Genomic DNA, 17732 nt, shown 5'->3' with positions numbered 1-17732 from the left:
GGATACCCTTGAGYGGATTTCGCATCTGGGTTMCGTCTATAAAGCTCTCGGGATCCTGCTCGATTCGCCCGAGGCCGCCGTGCGCTGGATCCGCCGGCCGAACCGCTATTTCGAGGGAGCATCGGCCCTCGACGTCATGCTCACCGGCAATCTGAGCGACATCATCAGGGTGCGACAGTACGTCGACGCCCAGCGCGGAGGGTAAGTTTGGAGTATCCGCAAATCTCAGTCGACGGCCAGTATCGTCGGTTGATCCCCTCGAAATGGCCGACGATCCACCTCTACGAGAAATTCGGTTCTCAGGAGATGCAAGCGCATGCCGCCGAGCTCGAGACGCTCACCAATCCCCGTCTTGCGGCAAAGGCCCGCATCACCGGCGGCGACATTTCGGCCGACTCCAATTCTCCCAGGCTGCAACACTGGAACCATGCGCCATTTGCGTACCCCATGCCGGAAGGCACGTATTTGCTTCCGCCCCCCTATTCGGTCATGGAGCTTGCCGCCGACGAGCGCGGCGCCCTTGGCCGGGCGATTCTTCGACGCGAGGAATTTCTCTCCCGCACCGATGAGCCGGCCTGCGGCGTCGACATGAGAATGATCACGAACACGGTCGTCGGGAATTTCGTCGATCTTCGTGGACTGCCACCCGACACGTCGCAGACCGCAAGGTGGATGATGGGACGGCAGCTCTATGAGGATGGCGTTCACGGCATTCTCTTCAAGATGACCGAACTACCCGGCAGTGAGTTCATCTGTGTTTTCACCAACGAGGTTTTGGTGAACCATGGCGTCCAAGGCGCTCATTATCGCTTCCGATGGGATGGTCAGCGTATCGGCCGCCTGTACGATTTCGCCGCCGACCGGGACATCGATCGCAACGACATCATCGCCGAGTCGAAAGCCGCCTAGATCGCCTCCCATTTAAGGAGCGCCAAGATGCGCACGTGGCTGCTTGTTGCAATTTCGCTGATCGCCGCAGCCTTGTTTGGGCAAGCGCCGGAGTTCGCACAGCAGTATGCCCAACGCCTCGGCGGAGCTATCGACGAACTCGACCGCATCGTAAGTCACTTCGACGAGGACTCGCGACGTTCGGGGTATGACCGCCCCGGTGCGCTGGCGCTGATGGGCCGAAATCAAGAACAGCTTATCCGCGACCAGGCGACCAGAATGTCGGAGATGATCGATCGCCTGGCCAAGCTGCGAGCGCAGCAATCCGCGATGAGCCAGCCAGGCTCGTTCACCCGCGTCGCCGCCTTTGCGAACGGGTACGACCAGGACATTGCCAGGCGCACCTGGAGGGACTTTCAATTCGCCTTGCCTATCTCGGTCGATTCGGTGCTGTTCATGAGCGCCGGCTTCATCGCCTCGCTTCTCCTCCTTTGGTTGGCGGCAGTCGGACTTGGGCGCCTGGCGAGACGCGAAGCGTCGGCGCAATAGAGCGCAGGCGCGAGATCGAGGCGGACGCCGCAATGGACAACGCAAAGAAGCGGCCCAAAGGGCCTGACATCGGGCTCCATCAGACAAGGCGTCTATGCCAGCTCGATGAGGGCGAACGATTGGCGTTCATCGCCGAAGGCCTGCCAGTCATCCTGCGGAGTGCACAGGGCTTCTGGACCGCTGCAGAAAAACTTCAGGCGCACAGTCGGGAAGCAAAAGTCCTCGAGAATTATGCGGACGAAGAGGCCGCCAAGATCCTGATCCTGATCGACGCGGTGCGTTGCCCACCAAAACTCATTGCGTCCCGTCTGAACAAGATCGTCGGTTGGTTCTACAATCACCTAGCGCGGTTGATATATGCCGAAGCAGTTTCGTGGAAGCCAACGCACCTTGCCGAGCTTCGCGAATACGTGGATCGGCAACGACACGGGCACTATCTCGAAGGGCACGCCGGCGAATACATCGCGCCCAATTGGGCCATATATCAGCGCGACAGCCTGCTCTATGCCGATGTCGAGGCCTATCAGGACGGCAAACTGGAATGGAGTGCGCCGCGCGATCCACCCTACGGTCATTTCGGATCGTTTCGGCCGCGCGCGCTGCTCGTCACCGAGGCCATGGAGCAGGTCGGCATGTTCACGCCCGCCGGATTGAAGGCGGTGTCGGATATCTGGGGCAGCCTGGAATACAGGGAGAAAGAAGGTCACCACGACGGCAGAAGGCTGACCGAGCAATTGCTGACGCGGTTGCATGCCGAGGGCCTAATTCTGGATACAGCCAACGCTGAACATGCCGGGACACTGTACAATGAGTGGCAGATCCCGATGTACAACCTTGAATTCTCTCTCATCCCAGTATCGCTCGAGGAACTTGAGGCGGAACAGGAGCGGGAGTTGTGGTCCATGGTTGGCGATCCACGATAGGGGCAGCCGACAGCTCACCGCAACTGGCTGACCTGACAATCCATTCAGTCGCCTCTCAGTCGAAGACCACGGACACTTCCATCGGCGCGAAAAAAGGGGCGCGGGCAGTTGAGCGACGATCGTCTACCCACACTCCGGACCGCGGTGATCCAGGGCCCCCTGGCGTTCCAGATGCGCCGCTTCGCGGCGGCGCAGGCCAACGACTGCGGTCTCCAGATCCTGGACTTGCCACAGGTCGCCGCAAGACTCGCCGGTGGTTTCGCGATTCCGGCTTCGGCCGATCAGTTGGAGCCCGCAATTCAGGAGGCGCTCGACGAAGGCGGCTTCGACGAGCTCGAGCGCGTGCGACATCTGCCGGGCATGACGCGGGCGGTGTTCCGGACCCTGAGGAAGATCTGGGCGGCGGACTTCGATCTCTCGGCGCCGGGCCGTGACAGTCACCGCCGCATCGCGGACATGTCTCGGATAGAGGTCAGACTGAAATCGCGCTTGTCTCCGGCAGCGATGACGCCACGGGAACTGCGCGACGCCGCGCTGAAGCGCGTTCGACATGCGCCTCGGATCATCGGTGAGATGCGCATCGAGGGATTGTCCTTTATTGCGCCGGTCTGGCGACCGTTGATCGAGGCGCTTCGCCAGGTCGTCCCGGTCGAGTGGACCGCGCCGACCGGAGCCGACGCCGGCTGGTTCCGTGGCACGATCTCGAGGCTGGATCCGGCCTCGACCAAACAGCCCGCCGTCGTTTCGTGCGCCGACATCCGCCACGAGGTGGTCGAGAGCTTGAGATGGGCGCGGCAACTCATCGCTTCGGGCATCGCGAAACCCAACGAGATCGCGATCGCGTCGGCTAACACGATGGCGTGGGACGATCACTTTCTCGCATGCTCCGAAGGCACCGGCTTCCGCCTTCATTTTTCCCATGGAGTTTCGGCGCTCGCCTCGCGCGACGGACAACGCTGCGCGGCCTTGGCCGACGTCCTGATGCACGGCTTGAGTCAGCAGCGCGCTCGCCGGCTTTTCGCCGTGACCCGGGGACAAGGCCTGCCGCCGGACGAACTCCCGGACCGTTGGCTGGACGCCATACCGCGAGGCGCGGCGCTGTCGAGCGTGTCGGATTGGAGGCGCGCGCTCGAAACGGCAGACCGCCAAGCGCTTGGACGAGTTTCCGCCGACGCCACCCTACGCATCCTGGAGTTGCTCGCGAAGGGACCGGACGCGGCGGACGAGGCGGCGGCGATGTTCCTTCATGGACGCTCGCTCCGGATTTGGCAGGCCGCAACCCGTTCCGCACCGACTGATGCCATCGAGTTGTCGTTGCGGGGCATACGTCTCGCCTCGGATACGGATGCGGCCGATGCCGTCGTGTGGTGTCCGGCCGGCGATCTCGCCGCCGCACCCCGCCCCCACGTGCGCCTGCTCGGACTCACGAACCGAGGTTGGCCGCGGGGAAGCGGAGAAGATCCGGTTTTGCCTAACCATGTTCTTCCGGCCAACGCCTTCGACGTCGATCCGGTGTCGCGCGCGGACCGCAGGCATTTCGCTGTCATCCTCGCTGCCGCGTCCGGAAGCGCCGTGCTTTCGCGCGGCCGCCGAGGCCCGCAAGGCGGTCGTGTCGGTCGCAGCCCGCTGCTGCAGAACCGCAAAGAGACCATCCTACCACGCGAGCGGATTCCCGAGCATGCCTTCAACCATTCCGACCGGCTGCTGGCCCGCCCCGAAGAGGCAGCCGGCATCGATCAGGTCGGTTCGGCTGGCCGGTGCTGGCATGATTGGCACGTCGAGCGCCTCACGGACCACGACGGATGCTTCCAGCCGGGTCATCCCGCCGTCAAGCGTTCGATCGAGAGGATCCAGTCGGCGACCTCGTTGCAACGGCTCCTGCGAGACCCGCTGGGATTCGTCTGGAAGTACGCTCTCGGTTTCGACGTCCCACAGGAGCGCGAGCAGCCGCTTACGATCGCGCCCGACGAATTCGGCAAGCTGGTGCACGAGTTGCTTCGACGCGCCGTCGATGCCCTCGAACCGGAACCTGGATACGCGAAGGCGTCCGACATCCAGATCGAGAACGCGCTCGAGGAAGCGAGCAAGGTCGTTCACGCCGCGTGGCCCCTCGAACGTCCGGTCCCGCCGAGGCTGCTGTGGACCAATACTGTCGACTACGCGAAAGCGATGGCGCTGGCGGGCCTGCTCCGAAAGGACATCAACGAAGACGGCACGCGCAGTTGGACCGAGGTGGCGTTCGGTCAATCCGCCGGCTTCGAAGCCGGTCGCGAACTGCCGTGGGATCCGACGATACCGGTCACAATACCGGGCACGCCCGTTAGTCTGCGCGGCACGATCGACCGGCTCGACATGCGAAGCAATCCGTTTGCGGTCAGGGTAACCGACTACAAAACGGGAGCACCGCCCAAGAACGCGGCCCGCATCGTGATCGGCGGCGGTGCCGAACTGCAACGTGCCTTGTACGCGCTCGCGTGTCGGCAACTGCTCGAAGAAGAACTAAGGGTCTTGGCGAGGCTGCTGTATCTGGCCGGTGAGCCGTTCGAGGTCAGATTGCAGGATGTCGATGCCGCGATCGTCCGGATCGGCGACTTCGTGAGCGAGGTGGTGGCAATATTGGACCGAGGAAATGCGGTACCTGGAAGGCTCGCCTACGACAGGTCCAACGACCTTCGATTGGCCTTTCCCGCTTCGCCCGGTTACGAACGTCGCAAACGCATAGCATTCGACCGTGCTGCGGGAGGACTCTCCAAATTCTGGAGCACGCCATGACACCGCGCAACGACGACGGCGACCGCCGCCGCGCATTGACCGAGCTCGATTCGACGCTCCTGGTCGAAGCCGCCGCAGGCACTGGAAAGACGTCGCTGCTCGCGGGGCGGGTGGTTATGCTGCTCGCCGGCGGCGCGGCTCCGAGGTCTATCGCGGCGACCACCTTCACCGAGCTCGCCGCGGGCGAGCTCCGCCAACGGATCGCTCACTACCTCGACGCCCTGCTCTCCGGAACCGTTCCGGACGAAATGCAGTTCTGCATTCCGTCGAAACTGAAGGCGGCGCAGCGGAGATCGCTGGAGAAGGCGAGCGAGTTACTGGACGAATTGACCTGCTCGACCATACACGGCTTCTGCCACGACCTGCTGCGGACCTATTCCGTCGAGGCAGCGATCGATCCGGGCGCAGAAATTCTCGATCGCGATCAGGCCGATTTCATATTCGACGCGATCTTCGATCATTGGTGGCGCGATCGGCTCGACGAGCCCCGTCCGGCCGATGATGCGATCACGGTGGTGGCGCGAAAGGATCCGACCGGAGCCGAGAAGCTCCTGCGCGACTTCGCCAAATCGAGGCGACGCCATCGGAATGCCCGCCCCCTATCGCCCGACCTGGATGCCGACGCTCACCTCGGTTTCGGAGAGAACGTTCGCGAGTTCTGCCGCTGGTACGACCGTGTCGGGGGACCGCGCGACGCCGAAAGCGATATCGCCGATCTCGAAGCGTTGGCCACGCACTTCGAGCGCAGCTTTGCGGCGGGCCTCGACTTCGCGCGGTTGTGGGACGCGGCGCATCCCGCGACGCTGCCCTTGATGCGGTCCAAATCGTTCGATCTCCGCGAATACAGGCGACGTTCGATTTGGAAGCGCGCCAAGGGTGACGTAGAGGGTGGGCCTCTCGCCGACCAGGCTGAAGAGCATTATGCGCGATGCCGCGATGCCTACGGAACGCTGATGGGTCGGATCGCAACTGCGATCGTCAGCGTGTTTTCGTCCGAGCTCGACGGACTCCTTGCCGAATACGAAGCGTTCAAGCGGCGAGCGGCGGTAATGGATTTCGACGACCTGCTGTTCACCTGCCGCGAGGTCCTTCGCCGATATCCCGAGGTACGGGCCGCCGCCGGCAAACACTTCTCGCGTATACTGGTCGACGAGTTCCAGGACACAGACCCGGTGCAGGCGGAGAGTCTATTTCTTCTGGCAGGATCCGACGGATCTACCGGTGCTGCTTGGCAGGAGCGTCGCCTGAGACCTGGCCAACTCTTCCTGGTCGGCGATCCCAAGCAGGCCATCTACCGCTTCCGGGGAGCCGATCTCGCCACCTACCTCATGGTGCGGAACGCGATCGAGACCCAGTTTCCCGACAACATACTTCGGGTCACGGCGAATTTTCGCTCGAGACCGCGCATCCTCGAACACATCAACGGCTGCTTCGCGGGACCGCTCGCTGCGCAACAGGCAGGGTACGTCGCGCTGCAGGGCACGAGAGACGACGCGGATCACGGCTTTCCGAGCGTCGCCAAAGTATCCGTCGATCTGTTGCCGAACACCCGAATAGACACTAGCCGGGACGAAGAGGCTCGCGCTGTCGCCGAGATCTGCAGCCGCCTGATCGGCAACGTCGAACTGAAACTGAACAACGGCGGCAGCAGGCGCCTGACGCCGGGGGACATCGCCCTGTTGGCGCCCGTCTCGACCGAGCTGTGGCGCTACGAGCGAGCCCTCGAGGAGGCCGGACTACCCTTCGCGTCGCAAGCCGGAAAAAACCTCTTCAAGCGGCAGGAGGCCCAGGATCTAGTCGCGCTGGTGCGAAGTATCGTCGACCCGCGCGACACGCTGGCCTTGGGTGCCCTTCTGCGAGGGCCCCTGGTGGGTCTCTCCGAGCAGGATTTGCTCACGATCACCGCAAGCCTTCCCGTTCCGCCGGGCAGCGAGTCGGCCCGCCTCTCGCTAAACACCGACCCGACGATCATACAGAACGATCTCGCGCGAGAGGTGCTCGGCACATTGCGCGATCTTCGGCTCCGGCTGCGCGTCACAACGCCTGCGCTGCTGCTCGCCGAAGCGATCGAACGGCTTCGCGTGCGCGCCATCGTCGCCGGACGCAGTGCGGATCAGGCCGCGCGCTCGCTCGCCAACGTCGATGGTCTGCTCGAGCGCGCCGGAACCTATGGAGTGCGCGGGTTCGTGCAGTTCGCCCGGGATCTGGACGAAGATTGGTCAGCCGGCACCGGCTTCGCCGAGGGCATCGTCGAAGCGGACGGCCGATCCATCGAGATCGTGACAGTCCATAGCTCAAAAGGCCTTGAGTGGCCGGTCGTCATTCCTATCAACCGGGCTTCGATGCCGCGCCCGCCCGAGGCCTTCGTGTACCGCCGGAGCGACGAGAGCCTGCACTGGGCGCTCGGTCAGGTGACGCCGCCCACGCTGGAGAGCGCGCTGCAAGGAGAGAACCAGGAAAAGCGCGACGAGAACCTTCGGCTACTCTACGTGGCTTGCACGCGCGCCATGGAATTGCTCGTCATTCCCGACTTCTCCTGGTGCGACGAGAAGTCCTGGGCGAAGCAGCTCGACTTCGGGCTCGACCACATCCCTGAACTGGACGTCTCGAAGCTTCGTCGCGCTGTCGTCGCCACACCTAAGTCGAGCGAGAATCGACAGTCGGCGGAGGTCTTCGCCGAAGAACAGTCGCGGATCGAGCGAGGCTCTCCGCCGATTGTATGGATCAAACCCAGCGAGAGCGATCCGGATGTCCTGTCGACGCAGCTCCCGGATTCCACCGAAGATGGAACGCTCGACGCCCTGGTGCTGATCCAGGGAAGTCGCCTGCGCGGCATCATTCTGCACAAGCTCATGGAGGAGCTGGTGACCGGAGAACTCGCCGCGATAGCAAGCGATATAAGAGAAAGGGCTCACGACCTTTGCCGGCAGCTCGCCACGGACGCGACGCCGAACGGCAAGCCCGATCCCGACGAGATGGCAGACACCGCCCTTCGCACCTTCACCCTACCCGAATTACAGCCGTTCATTCATCGGCTCGTTGCGGAAGTGCCGTTGTATGGCGCAACGGGCGCTGGCGCCAGCGGACTGATTTCCGGGCGCGCCGATGCGGTCGCTTTGGCAGACGACGGCGATCTGGTCGCGTTCGATTGGAAAAGCGACGTTGCGCCGAGCGGACGAGATCGCATGGCCTATCGAGAGCAACTCGGTCAGTATCTTCATGTCTTGGGCGCACAGCGCGGCGCGATAGTGTACATGACATCTGGCCGCATCGACTGGATCACCGCGAAAGGTTGAGGGGGCAGCCCGGCACACATCGCGTAGTTCTCATCGACGAATTCCGTCTGCTGTTCCGGACGCGCATCCGTCTGCCAGCGCCTCGAGCAATCGATCGACGAAAATCGCCTGTCCCTTGAGGATTTTCCGTCTCGCGTCGGCAACGGCGAACCAAGCCTCTCGGTCGATTTCCGGAAAGGCCCGACGGCGTCCGGAACGTGGCGGCCACTCCATCTCGAAGGTGTTGCTGCGGATGAGCGCGACATCCCAATCGCCTTCGACGGCCCACGCCTGGACGACCTTGCCGCCCGGTTGCCGTGCCTCTCCGAGTGGCAAGAAAGGTCCCTCGGGGTTGTGTCCAGTTTCTTCGGCGAATTCGCGCCGAGCGGCGGACAGCGGCGCTTCATCGGCGCCAATCAGACCTTTCGGGATGCTCCAGGCTCCGTCATCCTTGTTCTGCCAAAATGGTCCGCCTGGATGACCGAGCAAGACTTCGAGATCGGTGGCGTGTCCTCAAAACAGGAGTAGCCCCGCACTTTGCGGCTTACGTGAAGCCATCGCGCACGCTAGGCCGACTTCCGCTGCGGCTTGGACGTCGACTTCTTGGCGGCGGCTTCCTTCGGCTTCTTGCCGGCGATCGGCATCAGCATTTCCTTCTGGCCGGCTACCGCCTTGCGCGGTTTCTTGGCCGACTTCTTCGGCGCTTCTTTCGCGGTCGCCGCTCCTCCAATGCTTTTGCGTAGCGCGTCCATCAGGTCCACGACGTTCTCGCCCCGAGGGCGTTCTTTCGCGGTGACGGTCTTGCCGGCTCGCTTCTGGTTGATCAGATCGATGAGGGCGGTTTCATACTGGTCTTCGAACTTGTCCGGCTCGAAGTGCCCCGCCTTCTGATTGACGATGTGCTTGGCGAGATCGAGCATGTCCTTCGTGACCTTCACGTCCTGAATGTCGTCGAAATACTCCTTCTCGGAACGGACTTCGTAGGGATAGCGCAGCAACGTTCMCATCAAGCCCTTGTCCAGCGGATCGAGCGCGATGATGTGCTCGCGATTAGTCAGCACCACGCGACCGATCGCGGCTTTGTTCATCTCCCGGATCGTTTCGCGGATGACCGCGAATGCGTCGTGACCGACTTTCCCATCCGGCACCAGGTAGTAGGGACGGATCAGATATCTCGGGTCGATCTCGCTGCGGTCGACGAACTCGTCGATCTCGATGGTTCGCGTCGATTCCAGCGCGACATTCTCGAGCTCCTCCTTCGTCACCTCGATGAAGGTGTCGGTGTCGACCTTGTAGCCCTTGACGATGTCCTCGTTGGCGACCTCTTCACCGGTGTCGGCATCAACCTTTGCGTACTCGATCCGGTGGCCGGTCTTCCGGTTGAGCTGGTTGAAGGAGACCTTTTCGGAATCCGACGTGGCCGGATAGAGCGCGACCGGACAGGTGACGAGGGAAAGACGCAGGAAGCCTTTCCAGTTAGCCCGGGGGGCCATGGCGGGGGAACTCCGATACTGATGCCGGATTCGAGACGAACGGTCCGGCTTGGTTCCGACACCGCGCTCCTACCAAAAGGATGATTTTTCTCGCCGCGGGCTTGAGCGGACTCGACTTTTGTTCACTTTATGTTCTAATTCAGAATGACCGACCGACCCGCGAGCTGGCGCATGCCGACCCCGAAGCAGATGGAAAAACTGGCCGCTGACGCCGCGCGCAGGCCGACTCCCTCCGCCGCGGCTCCAGATGCGCCACTCCCGGCCGAATACTGGGAATCGGTCCTCAAAGATCCTCGCGCCGGCGCGACCGGGGCCGAGATGCGGCAGCGTCGTCTTTCGGAAATCCAACGCCACGTCCTGCGCATCTCCTGCCGCCGCTGCGAGCGAACCGTAGAAATCCAGACCGCCGATGCAGTCCGATTGTATGGCGGCAACGCGGTCTGGAAGGACGTCGCGCAGCGGCTGCTCGACAACACCTGCCAGCAGCGCACCGGCAGGCATGAAGAAGACGGGTGCTGGCCGGCGTTTGAGACGCCGTAGCCCGCTCTGGATTTGCCGGTCCGATCTCTTTGCGCCTGGATGTCCGGATGGCCCCGAAGTATCACCCAACGCCCCTGTCGGGCGGCGACCGAAAGGCTCTGGCGAAAGAGCTCGGAAAGGCACGCGCGATGGCCAACATCCTGGCCGCCCAATCGGCGGAAATGCGGGCCAAGGGCGAAGCAATGATCCAGCAGGCTGACAGGTTGCTTTGCGAAAGCTGGAATGAGCGCATATGGAGCGACGGTGAACCGATCGATCCGTCGCCCACCATCGACCAGGCGGTGAATGGCGGCTTCCCCTGGCTGGAGATCAGATGCGCGCGCTGAAAGACTCCGAGCGACGTTGACCTCGCGGCAATGAAGCACCCACCGACCACCTTCGTGCACGATCTCGCCAGCCGGCTGCGCTGCCGCAAATGCGTCAAGGCTGGCCGGCGTCCTTCCGCGACTCTGCTACAACTGGCCTGGCAGCCGCGCCACCCTCGGACCGAAGCCTGACCGATGTGCTGGTGTGGACGGCCTCTCATCCCCGCGGTTTGATGGCGCTCTTGGCCTCACAGAAAGATGAGAGGAAAGTCTAATGAATATTCCCGTTCGTATCGGCATGGATACCTCGAAGTCGGTGTTCCAGCTTCACGGTGTTGATGAGAATGAGGTGGTGGTCGTCCGTCGCCAATTTCGGCGAGCCGAGATGATCCGTTACTTTGAGCGGCTTCCGCCGGTTCTCGTCGCCATAGAGTCTTGTGGCAGCTCGCACCATTGGGGTCGCCTGCTGCAGTCGTTTGGGCACGAGGTAAAGCTAATCCCGCCTCAGTATGTGAAGGCCTACGTGAAGCGCGGCAAGAACGACGCGGCCGACGCCGAGGCACTGTGCGAGGCGGTCACCCGGCCCAGCATGCGGTTCGTACCGGTGAAGTCGAAGGAACGGCAAGCCGCTTGCATGTTGATGACTGTGCGTGAACGCCTGGTCAGCGTGAAGTCGCAGCTCTCCAATGCTTTCAGGAGCTATGCCGCTGAGTTTGGTATCGTCGGGCCCGCCGGCCGGCAGAACGTCGCGGCACTCATTAAACGTGTGCTCGAAGACGAAAGCCTGCCGGAAATGGCGCGGGATCTCTTCCGCCTTCAGGCGGACGAGTATGCCGCGGTCCAAGCTCGCCTAGCGAAGATCGAGGCCAAGCTGATGAAGTGGTATCGCGAGGATGACGTCAGCAGGCGTCTTGCGACAATTCCTGGCGTCGGTCCGATCGGGTCGTCGATGCTCAGCATGAAGGCGCCGCCACCCGAGACCTTCAGATCGGGTCGCGACTTTGCGGCATGGCTCGGGCTGACACCCAAGGATCATTCAACTGGCGGCCGGCAAAGGCTCGGCGGCATCACAAAGGCCGGAGATTCTATACTGCGATCGACGTTGATCGTCGGTGCGACCGCGCTGCTGAGGCATGTCCGAAAGGGCCGTCATAAGCCCACACCATGGCTCGCTTCGCTGCTGGAGCGAAAGCCGCCAAAGTTGGTCGCGGTGGCCTTGGCCAACAAGTTTGCCCGCATCGCTTGGCGCTTGATGATATCGGGCGGCGTGTACAACCAGCCGGTGGCCGCCATGCCGACTTGATCTGAAATCGGCCCGCGAGCAAGGTTGCTCGGCGGATTGCCCACGAACTTGCAGGACGCAGTAGATGGAAGGACCGATCGGTCGATACGCGCGAACTTCCGAAGATTACACTGGCACCAAGAATGTCGCCCATGTGCTTGGAGCGTGCGTAGCGAACACCATCTCGGCCAGCGGGCTTTGTCCGCGCAAACAGGCCGGACATCTGATAGCAAGCGATCTGGCCAAAAGTCTGCTACAATCCTGACAAGTGGGGGGCCGTCCACATCTGCAATCTCTACTCGATCACCACCAACCAGGCCGCCATTAGCGCGCTGTTCCGCGTCGTGAACCGATACGTTGGCAATCTGGCGCCGATGCCGGGGGTCTTTCCTGATTACAAGGCACCGATCGTGCGCAACGGGGCGGAGGGCCGCGAACTCACCAGTGCGCGGTGGGGAATGCCGTCGTCGTCAAAAGCGCTGATGGACGCCACCAAGAAACGAGCCGAGAAGCTGCAGGCCAAGGGCAAGACCGTCGATTTCAAGGAGCTGCTCCGGATGGAGCCGGACGGCGGCACGACGAACATCCGCAACGTGAAGAGCAAGCACTGGACGCGATGGCTGGGGACCGAAAACCGCTGCGTGGTGCCGTTCAACTCGTTCAGCGAGTTCAACAAGGCCGAGGGCGGTGATATCTGGTTCGCACTCGATGAGACCCGTCCCCTCGCCTGCTTTGCCGGCATCTGGACCAGCTGGACGTCCGTTCGGAAGGTCAAGGAAGGCGAGACGACCAACGACCTCTACGCGTTCCTCACGACAGAGCCGAACGCAGAGATCGCCCCCATCCACCCCAAGGCGATGCCGGTGATCCTGACAACGCCAGACGAAGTGGAGGTCTGGATGACGGCCCCTCCGGACGAGGCCCTGAAGCTGCAGCGGCCGCTTCCGGACGGCACGCTCCAGATCGTCGCCCGCGGCGTCAAGGAAGATACGGCCGGGCCAGCCACATGACCATCGAGGACGATGACGACCAGGCAGCTTCCCTGGGCCGTCAACGCAAGATCATCCACATCGACATGGACGCCTTCTATGCATCCGTCGAGCAGCGGGACAATCCGGATATCCGCGGTAAGCCGGTCGCCGTCGGCGGATCCCGGGAACGCGGCGTCGTAGCGGCGGCCAGCTACGAAGCGCGCAAGTTCGGCGTGAGGTCGGCCATGCCGTCGGTTACCGCGAAGCGGCACTGCCCCGATCTGATCTTCGTCAAGCCCCGCTTCGAGGTGTACAAGGCGGTCTCCCAGCAAATCCGTGAAATCTTCGCAGAGCACACACCGATCATCGAGCCGCTGTCGCTGGACGAGGCCTACCTCGACGTAACCGAAAATCTGCAAAGCATTCCATTGGCGCGGGACGTCGCGTTGGCGATCCGTGCGAAGATCAAGGAGGTAACCGGCCTCAACGCTTCGGCTGGCATTTCCTACAACAAGTTTCTGGCGAAGCTGGCGTCCGACCACCGCAAGCCTAACGGCCAGTATGTCATCACGCCCGAGATGGGGCCGGCCTTCGTCGAAGGCCTACCCGTGGACAAATTCCACGGCATCGGGCCTGCGACCAGCGCCAAGATGAATGCGCTGGGCCTCTACACGGGACGTGATATGCGCAATCAGTCGCTCGAATTTATGCAAACCAATTTCGGCAAGGCCGGAACCTATTACTATTGGATATCGAGGGGTGTCGACAACCGCGAGGTCAGAGCCGACCGCGTGCGTAAATCCGTGGGTGCAGAAAATACGTTCTCTACTGATCTCACTGAGTCCGAGGCCATGGTGTCGGAACTGCAGCCTTTGATCGACAAGGTCTGGCGGCATTGCCAAGAAAAGGGCTCGCGGGGCCGGACAGTAACGCTGAAGGTCAAATTTGCAGACTTCGAGATTATGACACGCAGCAGGTCTGTCCCCACCGCCGTGTCGAGCAGAAGCGATCTGGAGCGCATGGTCATCAGCCTGCTCGAGAACGAAACGCCTCTTCCAAGACCGGTTCGGCTCTTAGGTATCTCACTCTCATCGCTACACCCCGAAGATGGCGCGGAGCCACAGCTGGATCTGCCAATCTAAACCGTGTGGATTACTACTTTGTTTCGCTGTTTCAGCTCGTCTCCCATCATGCCAATCTCCTACTCATATGTGTTCGCGACGGAAGTCTTCCGGGATCGGCTTCCCTTCCTCTAGTCGCTTTTCGCGGGCCTCTCCTACCTTCACCCCCTCGTTCAAAACATAGAGCAGGGTGACGGCACCGTTAATTCGCCCTCCCAGGTCGAAGCGGCTCTCGGAATCCATATAGTGCCCGGCGACGGCGTTGAGGACGGCAGTTAGCGACAACAACGCCGTTTTCACTTTCAGCCTACTCGCGTCCGCGAGCGGCGTGGTCGGTTGTTCGAGCGCGAGCTGCAAGTCGCTGTGAGCAATCCTTCGGTTTCGCCAGTCGCGGCAAAATGCAGTCTCCGAAACCGCATCCGCGACGAGCTGCGTTACCCGAGCCTTCAGCTTCGCGTCGCCTATCAACGGCGGCAGCGCTTGGATGCTCAGGTTCTGTCTACCAGCCCTACCGGTCTTCGCCGGGTCGGTGAGACGCGAGATCCGAAGCAGCGTTAGCTCCCATAGCTCGTCTTGAAGCATGTGAAAGAAGGCCGGCGCCGCTCGATTGAGTAGGTCGATGCGCTCGGGCTTGCTGCCGAACAGCTCGACATACTCTTTCCAATACACGTGAACGACCGCTACCGATTGCCAGAGGGCTGAGTACAGCGAGCCAAGCGGCCCACCCATGGCCGCTATGTTCGCGGCTTTCGCCTCGTCCGCCGTGTGGCTAGTCATCAGAAGCCTACTTCCACTGGACCCAGAGCTTCTGAGTTTCCGCCAAGAAGTCGAGATAGCCCTGGATAGGCCAAGACGTGTGGCTGTTGTCGCGAACGAGCGGATGGATACCGTTAGCGCACATGAGGGCGCCGGCATCTGGCGGACTGTTGAGCCAGCCCCAGCATTTATCGACCGTGTTCGCGTAGCTCACGCCGAACTCGCTTACTGGCACGTTGTAAAGCATGCCCTCAATGAAGTAGGAGGGGGCGACGCCGCTCTTTATCTTCCCGTCCCGAATGAGCCGATTGCGCATGTTCTTGAAGATGCGCACGGTCGGTTTGAGCCACTCGGCCGTCGCCTGATGTTTCCGCGTCATATTCTCGGAATGCTGCTTCGGGTAATTGACGATTTCAGTCCCGTTGGTCGTGATGAATAGAACGCCCTCGACGCACTCTTTGTCCTGCTCGCTGTAGTAGCGGGAATACTTCTTGTGCGGCGCGACCAGCAGAATGTCGGAGCTGCGCCGAGTCCCATTCGCCTTAAGCCGCAGGGCTTTCTTTCCCGAGGTGTCCAGGTCGCTTCCGTACTGCTTGTCGAGCCGCGCGACTACATCGGTCCGAAATGACTTCAGGGTGTATTCGGCAGGGGTTGGATACGCGGTTTTGAATGCCGTTTTTTCCGGCCCTGACAGAGCGTCGATGTTGTAGTGAAACAGACCTCGGGTGCGCAGGACGATATCGACGTCGCTATCCGCGCCGTAGACGTTCGTATCGTTGCCGTATGACCCTTGCAGGAACGAGTCGATGCGTCGGGACGAATAAGGCGCGTCCTTGTGTTCGATGACGCCCTTAATCGACTGATACGTTGCCGCGGACTGCGCGGCGGCGCCTATGTGCGTCCACGTCTCAAGCTGAGTCTCAGGAATTGCCACGCCGCTCTCCTATAGAATCTTCCTCAATGCATTTTCATAGTCGCGAAACGATTGCCGTCCCCGCTGCCAGAGCTGGTCCAGCTTCGCCAGGTCATGCTCGAACAGATCCGTCGCCATCTCAGGCTCGGTGTACCGGGTGCTTATTCGTACCGTGTCGATATCCTGAAAGAGAATGAGACGAAGCTGGTTCATCGACTGCGTGTTGATTTCGAGAACCCGTTGCAGCAGCCGAACCGTGAAGAGATAGCCTATCCAGCGCATCGCACTGAACACGCCCTTTTTCGGCGCGGGATATTCGCCAACACCCACGCTGACCACGCGTATCTGCTTACGGTCAAATTTCAGCGCGTTCGTCGCGTCCGCAATCGCGTACAATGTCGGATTATTCGCGCAATAGCCGCCGTCGATGAGCACAATCGACTCGCCGCCACTCGTCGTCACGGTCTTCTTCCTGAAGAATGGATATGCCGAACAAGACGCTTGCACCGCGTCTGTTATCTTGCAGCCGAAACCCGGCACGAAATTCGGCTTGTCGCCGTGTGCCTGGTCGACAGAGGTCTTGAAAATCATCGGTGTCTCGAACGCCCAGCGCGTCGCGACGATGCCGACGTTGGTCTTTGTAGCTGCGAAGTCTTGGTCCTTGAACACATGGTCGGCGAGAGCCTGCAGCGCCGCCGTCTTGTTGCCCGGCAGCCAAAACTTCATGACCTCGACGACATGCGTCTTGTAGAGTTCCAGAATCTCATCGACCGAATGCCCGAGCGCGAGAAGTGCCGCGATAATCGAGCCCGTGCTGGTGCCGTAAATCAGGTCGAATCGCTGATGCAGCGGGCCGACCATTCCCTCTATGCCCTTCAGGACCCCAAGGGTATAGAATCCCTTTGCACCCCCGCCATCGAGGCTGAGGATGCGGCAAACCTTGGGTTCTTCTGTCTCCACCATTACCCGCCCGTTGTGTTAGGCCGACTCGGCACCTGCAACGGGAAATATACCTGTTCTCGGTACGTTCATGGGAACATTTCTGCGTATTCTCGTTATTCACAACCTTCATTCCAGGCTGTGGGCGCCATGAGCCTCTGTTTTTTCGGCGGCGGCACCTTCCCTCACAATTTCCGCAACCCACGGCGGGCTCCCGCGCCTACCGAGGGGCGCTCCCTTGATGAAGGCATAGTCGCGCAGCGCGTAAGCGATGCCGGTCTCAAGATCGAAGCGTCTATTCGCATCGTCGCGAGCTTTTGATCGCGCCGGATCGACCAACCGGCCGCGCCCCGAAAGAGGGGGCGTGAATCCCGACGCCTCTGTTGTCGACGCCGCGCGGCCGAGCCTAATCACGCTTGCCCACATTGAATGAGATTCAAGGCGGGCTCTTCGCTAGACGACCTTGCGCAAGGTGTCGGCCCTGCGTTTTACGCCGACCTTGGGATCGAGTGACAGCGCTTCGTCGTAGCAGGCGAGCGCTTGGCGGAGCTCGGCCAGCGCCTCGAGGCAGGTGCCGCGCGACCGCAGCAGCCGCGCCCGCGTGCGGCTATCGTCGGGGCGAAGTTTGCCGAGCGCGACATCGGTCGCGGGCAACACCTGGCCGGCGAGCCCGGGGTTCGGCTTGCCATCCATCTCCGCGATCAGGGTCTCGATGACGAAGATGTTGCCTTGCGTGAGGCCGAATGCCAGCCACTTCATCCGGTCCACGAACGCGCCTTCGAAATCGTAATCGAACGCGCCGCCGTCGTGGTAGAGAAGGCGGATGCGCCGGGTCTCGGGAAAGAACGCGTAATCCTTGGCCCAGCCCGATTCCGGCTGGAAACCAGCGATCTCCCGGCCAGCCTCCACATCGAATACGGTGAGCCGGTTGCCGTCGGCGCCCGGCGCGTTCGCGGTCTGGCATGCCGCGAAACGACCATCGGCCGAGACGCCGTTGTTGTAGAG

Annotated in this window: 16 protein-coding genes and 1 pseudogene; 11 read left to right on the top strand and 6 right to left on the bottom strand. The window is 61.8% G+C overall.

All coding sequences use genetic code 11. The features are described 5' to 3' along the window. The 6 genes from AC1D00_RS02990 to AC1D00_RS02965 all read left to right on the top strand — a co-directional run. The coding region (locus tag AC1D00_RS02990) for an MbcA/ParS/Xre antitoxin family protein (protein ID WP_477009610.1) at positions 1 to 205 on the top strand (205 nt) is incomplete at its 5' end. Positions 206 to 207: 2 nt separating this feature from the next. Further along, positions 208 to 909 (top strand): RES family NAD+ phosphorylase, encoded by a 702-nt coding sequence (locus AC1D00_RS02985; protein ID WP_477009609.1) that lies wholly within the window; start codon positions 208 to 210, stop codon positions 907 to 909. A 27-nt stretch (positions 910 to 936) separates the two neighbouring features. Then, positions 937 to 1437, top strand: a complete 501-nt coding sequence (locus tag AC1D00_RS02980) for a DUF2937 family protein (protein ID WP_477009608.1) — start codon at positions 937 to 939, stop codon at positions 1435 to 1437. Between the two features lie 32 nt (positions 1438 to 1469). After that, positions 1470 to 2360: a hypothetical protein gene (locus tag AC1D00_RS02975; RefSeq protein WP_477009607.1), complete on the top strand. Its 891-nt coding sequence runs from the start codon at positions 1470 to 1472 to the stop codon at positions 2358 to 2360. Between the two features lie 108 nt (positions 2361 to 2468). Beyond that, positions 2469 to 5132 (top strand): PD-(D/E)XK nuclease family protein, encoded by a 2664-nt coding sequence (locus AC1D00_RS02970; RefSeq protein WP_477009606.1) that lies wholly within the window; start codon positions 2469 to 2471, stop codon positions 5130 to 5132. Then, positions 5129 to 8428: a UvrD-helicase domain-containing protein gene (locus AC1D00_RS02965; RefSeq protein ID WP_477009605.1), complete on the top strand. Its 3300-nt coding sequence runs from the start codon at positions 5129 to 5131 to the stop codon at positions 8426 to 8428. Before AC1D00_RS02970 ends, AC1D00_RS02965 begins: the two co-directional genes overlap by 4 nt. A 30-nt stretch (positions 8429 to 8458) precedes the next feature. On the opposite strand, the gene AC1D00_RS02960 is transcribed toward AC1D00_RS02965, so the two are convergent. Continuing rightward, entirely contained in the window at positions 8459 to 8896 is a 438-nt protein-coding gene (locus AC1D00_RS02960; RefSeq protein ID WP_477009604.1) for an NUDIX hydrolase, read from the bottom strand. A 77-nt stretch (positions 8897 to 8973) separates the two neighbouring features. Continuing rightward, the gene (gene ku, locus AC1D00_RS02955) at positions 8974 to 9900 is read right to left on the bottom strand and encodes a non-homologous end joining protein Ku (protein ID WP_477009603.1); all 927 of its coding nucleotides are present in this window, start codon (positions 9898 to 9900) and stop codon (positions 8974 to 8976) included. Positions 9901 to 10044: 144 nt separating this feature from the next. Between ku and AC1D00_RS02950 the strand changes: the two genes are divergently transcribed. From AC1D00_RS02950 to dinB, 5 genes and pseudogenes are all read left to right on the top strand, one after another. Further along, the gene (locus AC1D00_RS02950; protein WP_477009602.1) at positions 10045 to 10440 is read left to right on the top strand and encodes a hypothetical protein; all 396 of its coding nucleotides are present in this window, start codon (positions 10045 to 10047) and stop codon (positions 10438 to 10440) included. Between the two features lie 47 nt (positions 10441 to 10487). After that, positions 10488 to 10937: pseudogene (locus AC1D00_RS02945) on the top strand (hypothetical protein). Between the two features lie 82 nt (positions 10938 to 11019). Continuing rightward, positions 11020 to 12048 carry an IS110 family RNA-guided transposase gene (locus AC1D00_RS02940; protein ID WP_477009601.1) on the top strand — a complete coding sequence of 343 codons (1029 nt, stop codon included), beginning with the start codon at positions 11020 to 11022 and terminating at the stop codon, positions 12046 to 12048. A gap of 263 nt (positions 12049 to 12311) precedes the next feature. Beyond that, positions 12312 to 13037: an SOS response-associated peptidase gene (locus tag AC1D00_RS02935; protein ID WP_477009611.1), complete on the top strand. Its 726-nt coding sequence runs from the start codon at positions 12312 to 12314 to the stop codon at positions 13035 to 13037. Beyond that, positions 13034 to 14140: a DNA polymerase IV gene (gene dinB, locus AC1D00_RS02930; protein ID WP_477009600.1), complete on the top strand. Its 1107-nt coding sequence runs from the start codon at positions 13034 to 13036 to the stop codon at positions 14138 to 14140. The genes AC1D00_RS02935 and dinB overlap by 4 nt, the downstream gene beginning before the upstream one ends. Before the next feature lie 63 nt (positions 14141 to 14203). Here dinB and AC1D00_RS02925 read toward each other — a convergent pair whose 3' ends face one another. The 4 genes from AC1D00_RS02925 to AC1D00_RS02910 form a co-directional block, all read right to left on the bottom strand. Then, positions 14204 to 14896 carry an AbiU2 domain-containing protein gene (locus AC1D00_RS02925; protein WP_477009599.1) on the bottom strand — a complete coding sequence of 231 codons (693 nt, stop codon included), beginning with the start codon at positions 14894 to 14896 and terminating at the stop codon, positions 14204 to 14206. A gap of 7 nt (positions 14897 to 14903) precedes the next feature. After that, positions 14904 to 15809 carry a nucleotidyltransferase domain-containing protein gene (locus AC1D00_RS02920; RefSeq protein ID WP_477009598.1) on the bottom strand — a complete coding sequence of 302 codons (906 nt, stop codon included), beginning with the start codon at positions 15807 to 15809 and terminating at the stop codon, positions 14904 to 14906. A gap of 9 nt (positions 15810 to 15818) precedes the next feature. Next, the gene (locus tag AC1D00_RS02915) at positions 15819 to 16751 is read right to left on the bottom strand and encodes a patatin-like phospholipase family protein (protein WP_477009597.1); all 933 of its coding nucleotides are present in this window, start codon (positions 16749 to 16751) and stop codon (positions 15819 to 15821) included. 429 nt (positions 16752 to 17180) lie between these two features. Continuing rightward, positions 17181 to 17732 (bottom strand): tetratricopeptide repeat protein (locus AC1D00_RS02910; RefSeq protein WP_477009596.1); only part of this gene is annotated, 552 nt, incomplete at its 5' end.

It is taken from the genome of Bradyrhizobium sp. P2_E8 (assembly GCF_056403875.1).
This window is presented reverse-complemented; position numbering and strand designations above follow the sequence as displayed.

Bases quoted from the DNA above. Each gene is read 5' to 3' on its own strand.
- AC1D00_RS02950 (WP_477009602.1), top strand. From the start codon at position 10,045: ATGACCGACCGACCCGCGAGCTGGCGCATGCCGACCCCGAAGCAGATG.
- AC1D00_RS02965 (WP_477009605.1), top strand. From the start codon at position 5,129: ATGACACCGCGCAACGACGACGGCGACCGCCGCCGCGCATTGACCGAG.
- AC1D00_RS02980 (WP_477009608.1), top strand. From the start codon at position 937: ATGCGCACGTGGCTGCTTGTTGCAATTTCGCTGATCGCCGCAGCCTTG.
- AC1D00_RS02975 (WP_477009607.1), top strand. From the start codon at position 1,470: ATGGACAACGCAAAGAAGCGGCCCAAAGGGCCTGACATCGGGCTCCAT.
- AC1D00_RS02940 (WP_477009601.1), top strand. From the start codon at position 11,020: ATGAATATTCCCGTTCGTATCGGCATGGATACCTCGAAGTCGGTGTTC.
- dinB (WP_477009600.1), top strand. From the start codon at position 13,034: ATGACCATCGAGGACGATGACGACCAGGCAGCTTCCCTGGGCCGTCAA.
- AC1D00_RS02915 (WP_477009597.1), bottom strand. From the start codon at position 16,751: ATGGTGGAGACAGAAGAACCCAAGGTTTGCCGCATCCTCAGCCTCGAT.
- AC1D00_RS02925 (WP_477009599.1), bottom strand. From the start codon at position 14,896: ATGACTAGCCACACGGCGGACGAGGCGAAAGCCGCGAACATAGCGGCC.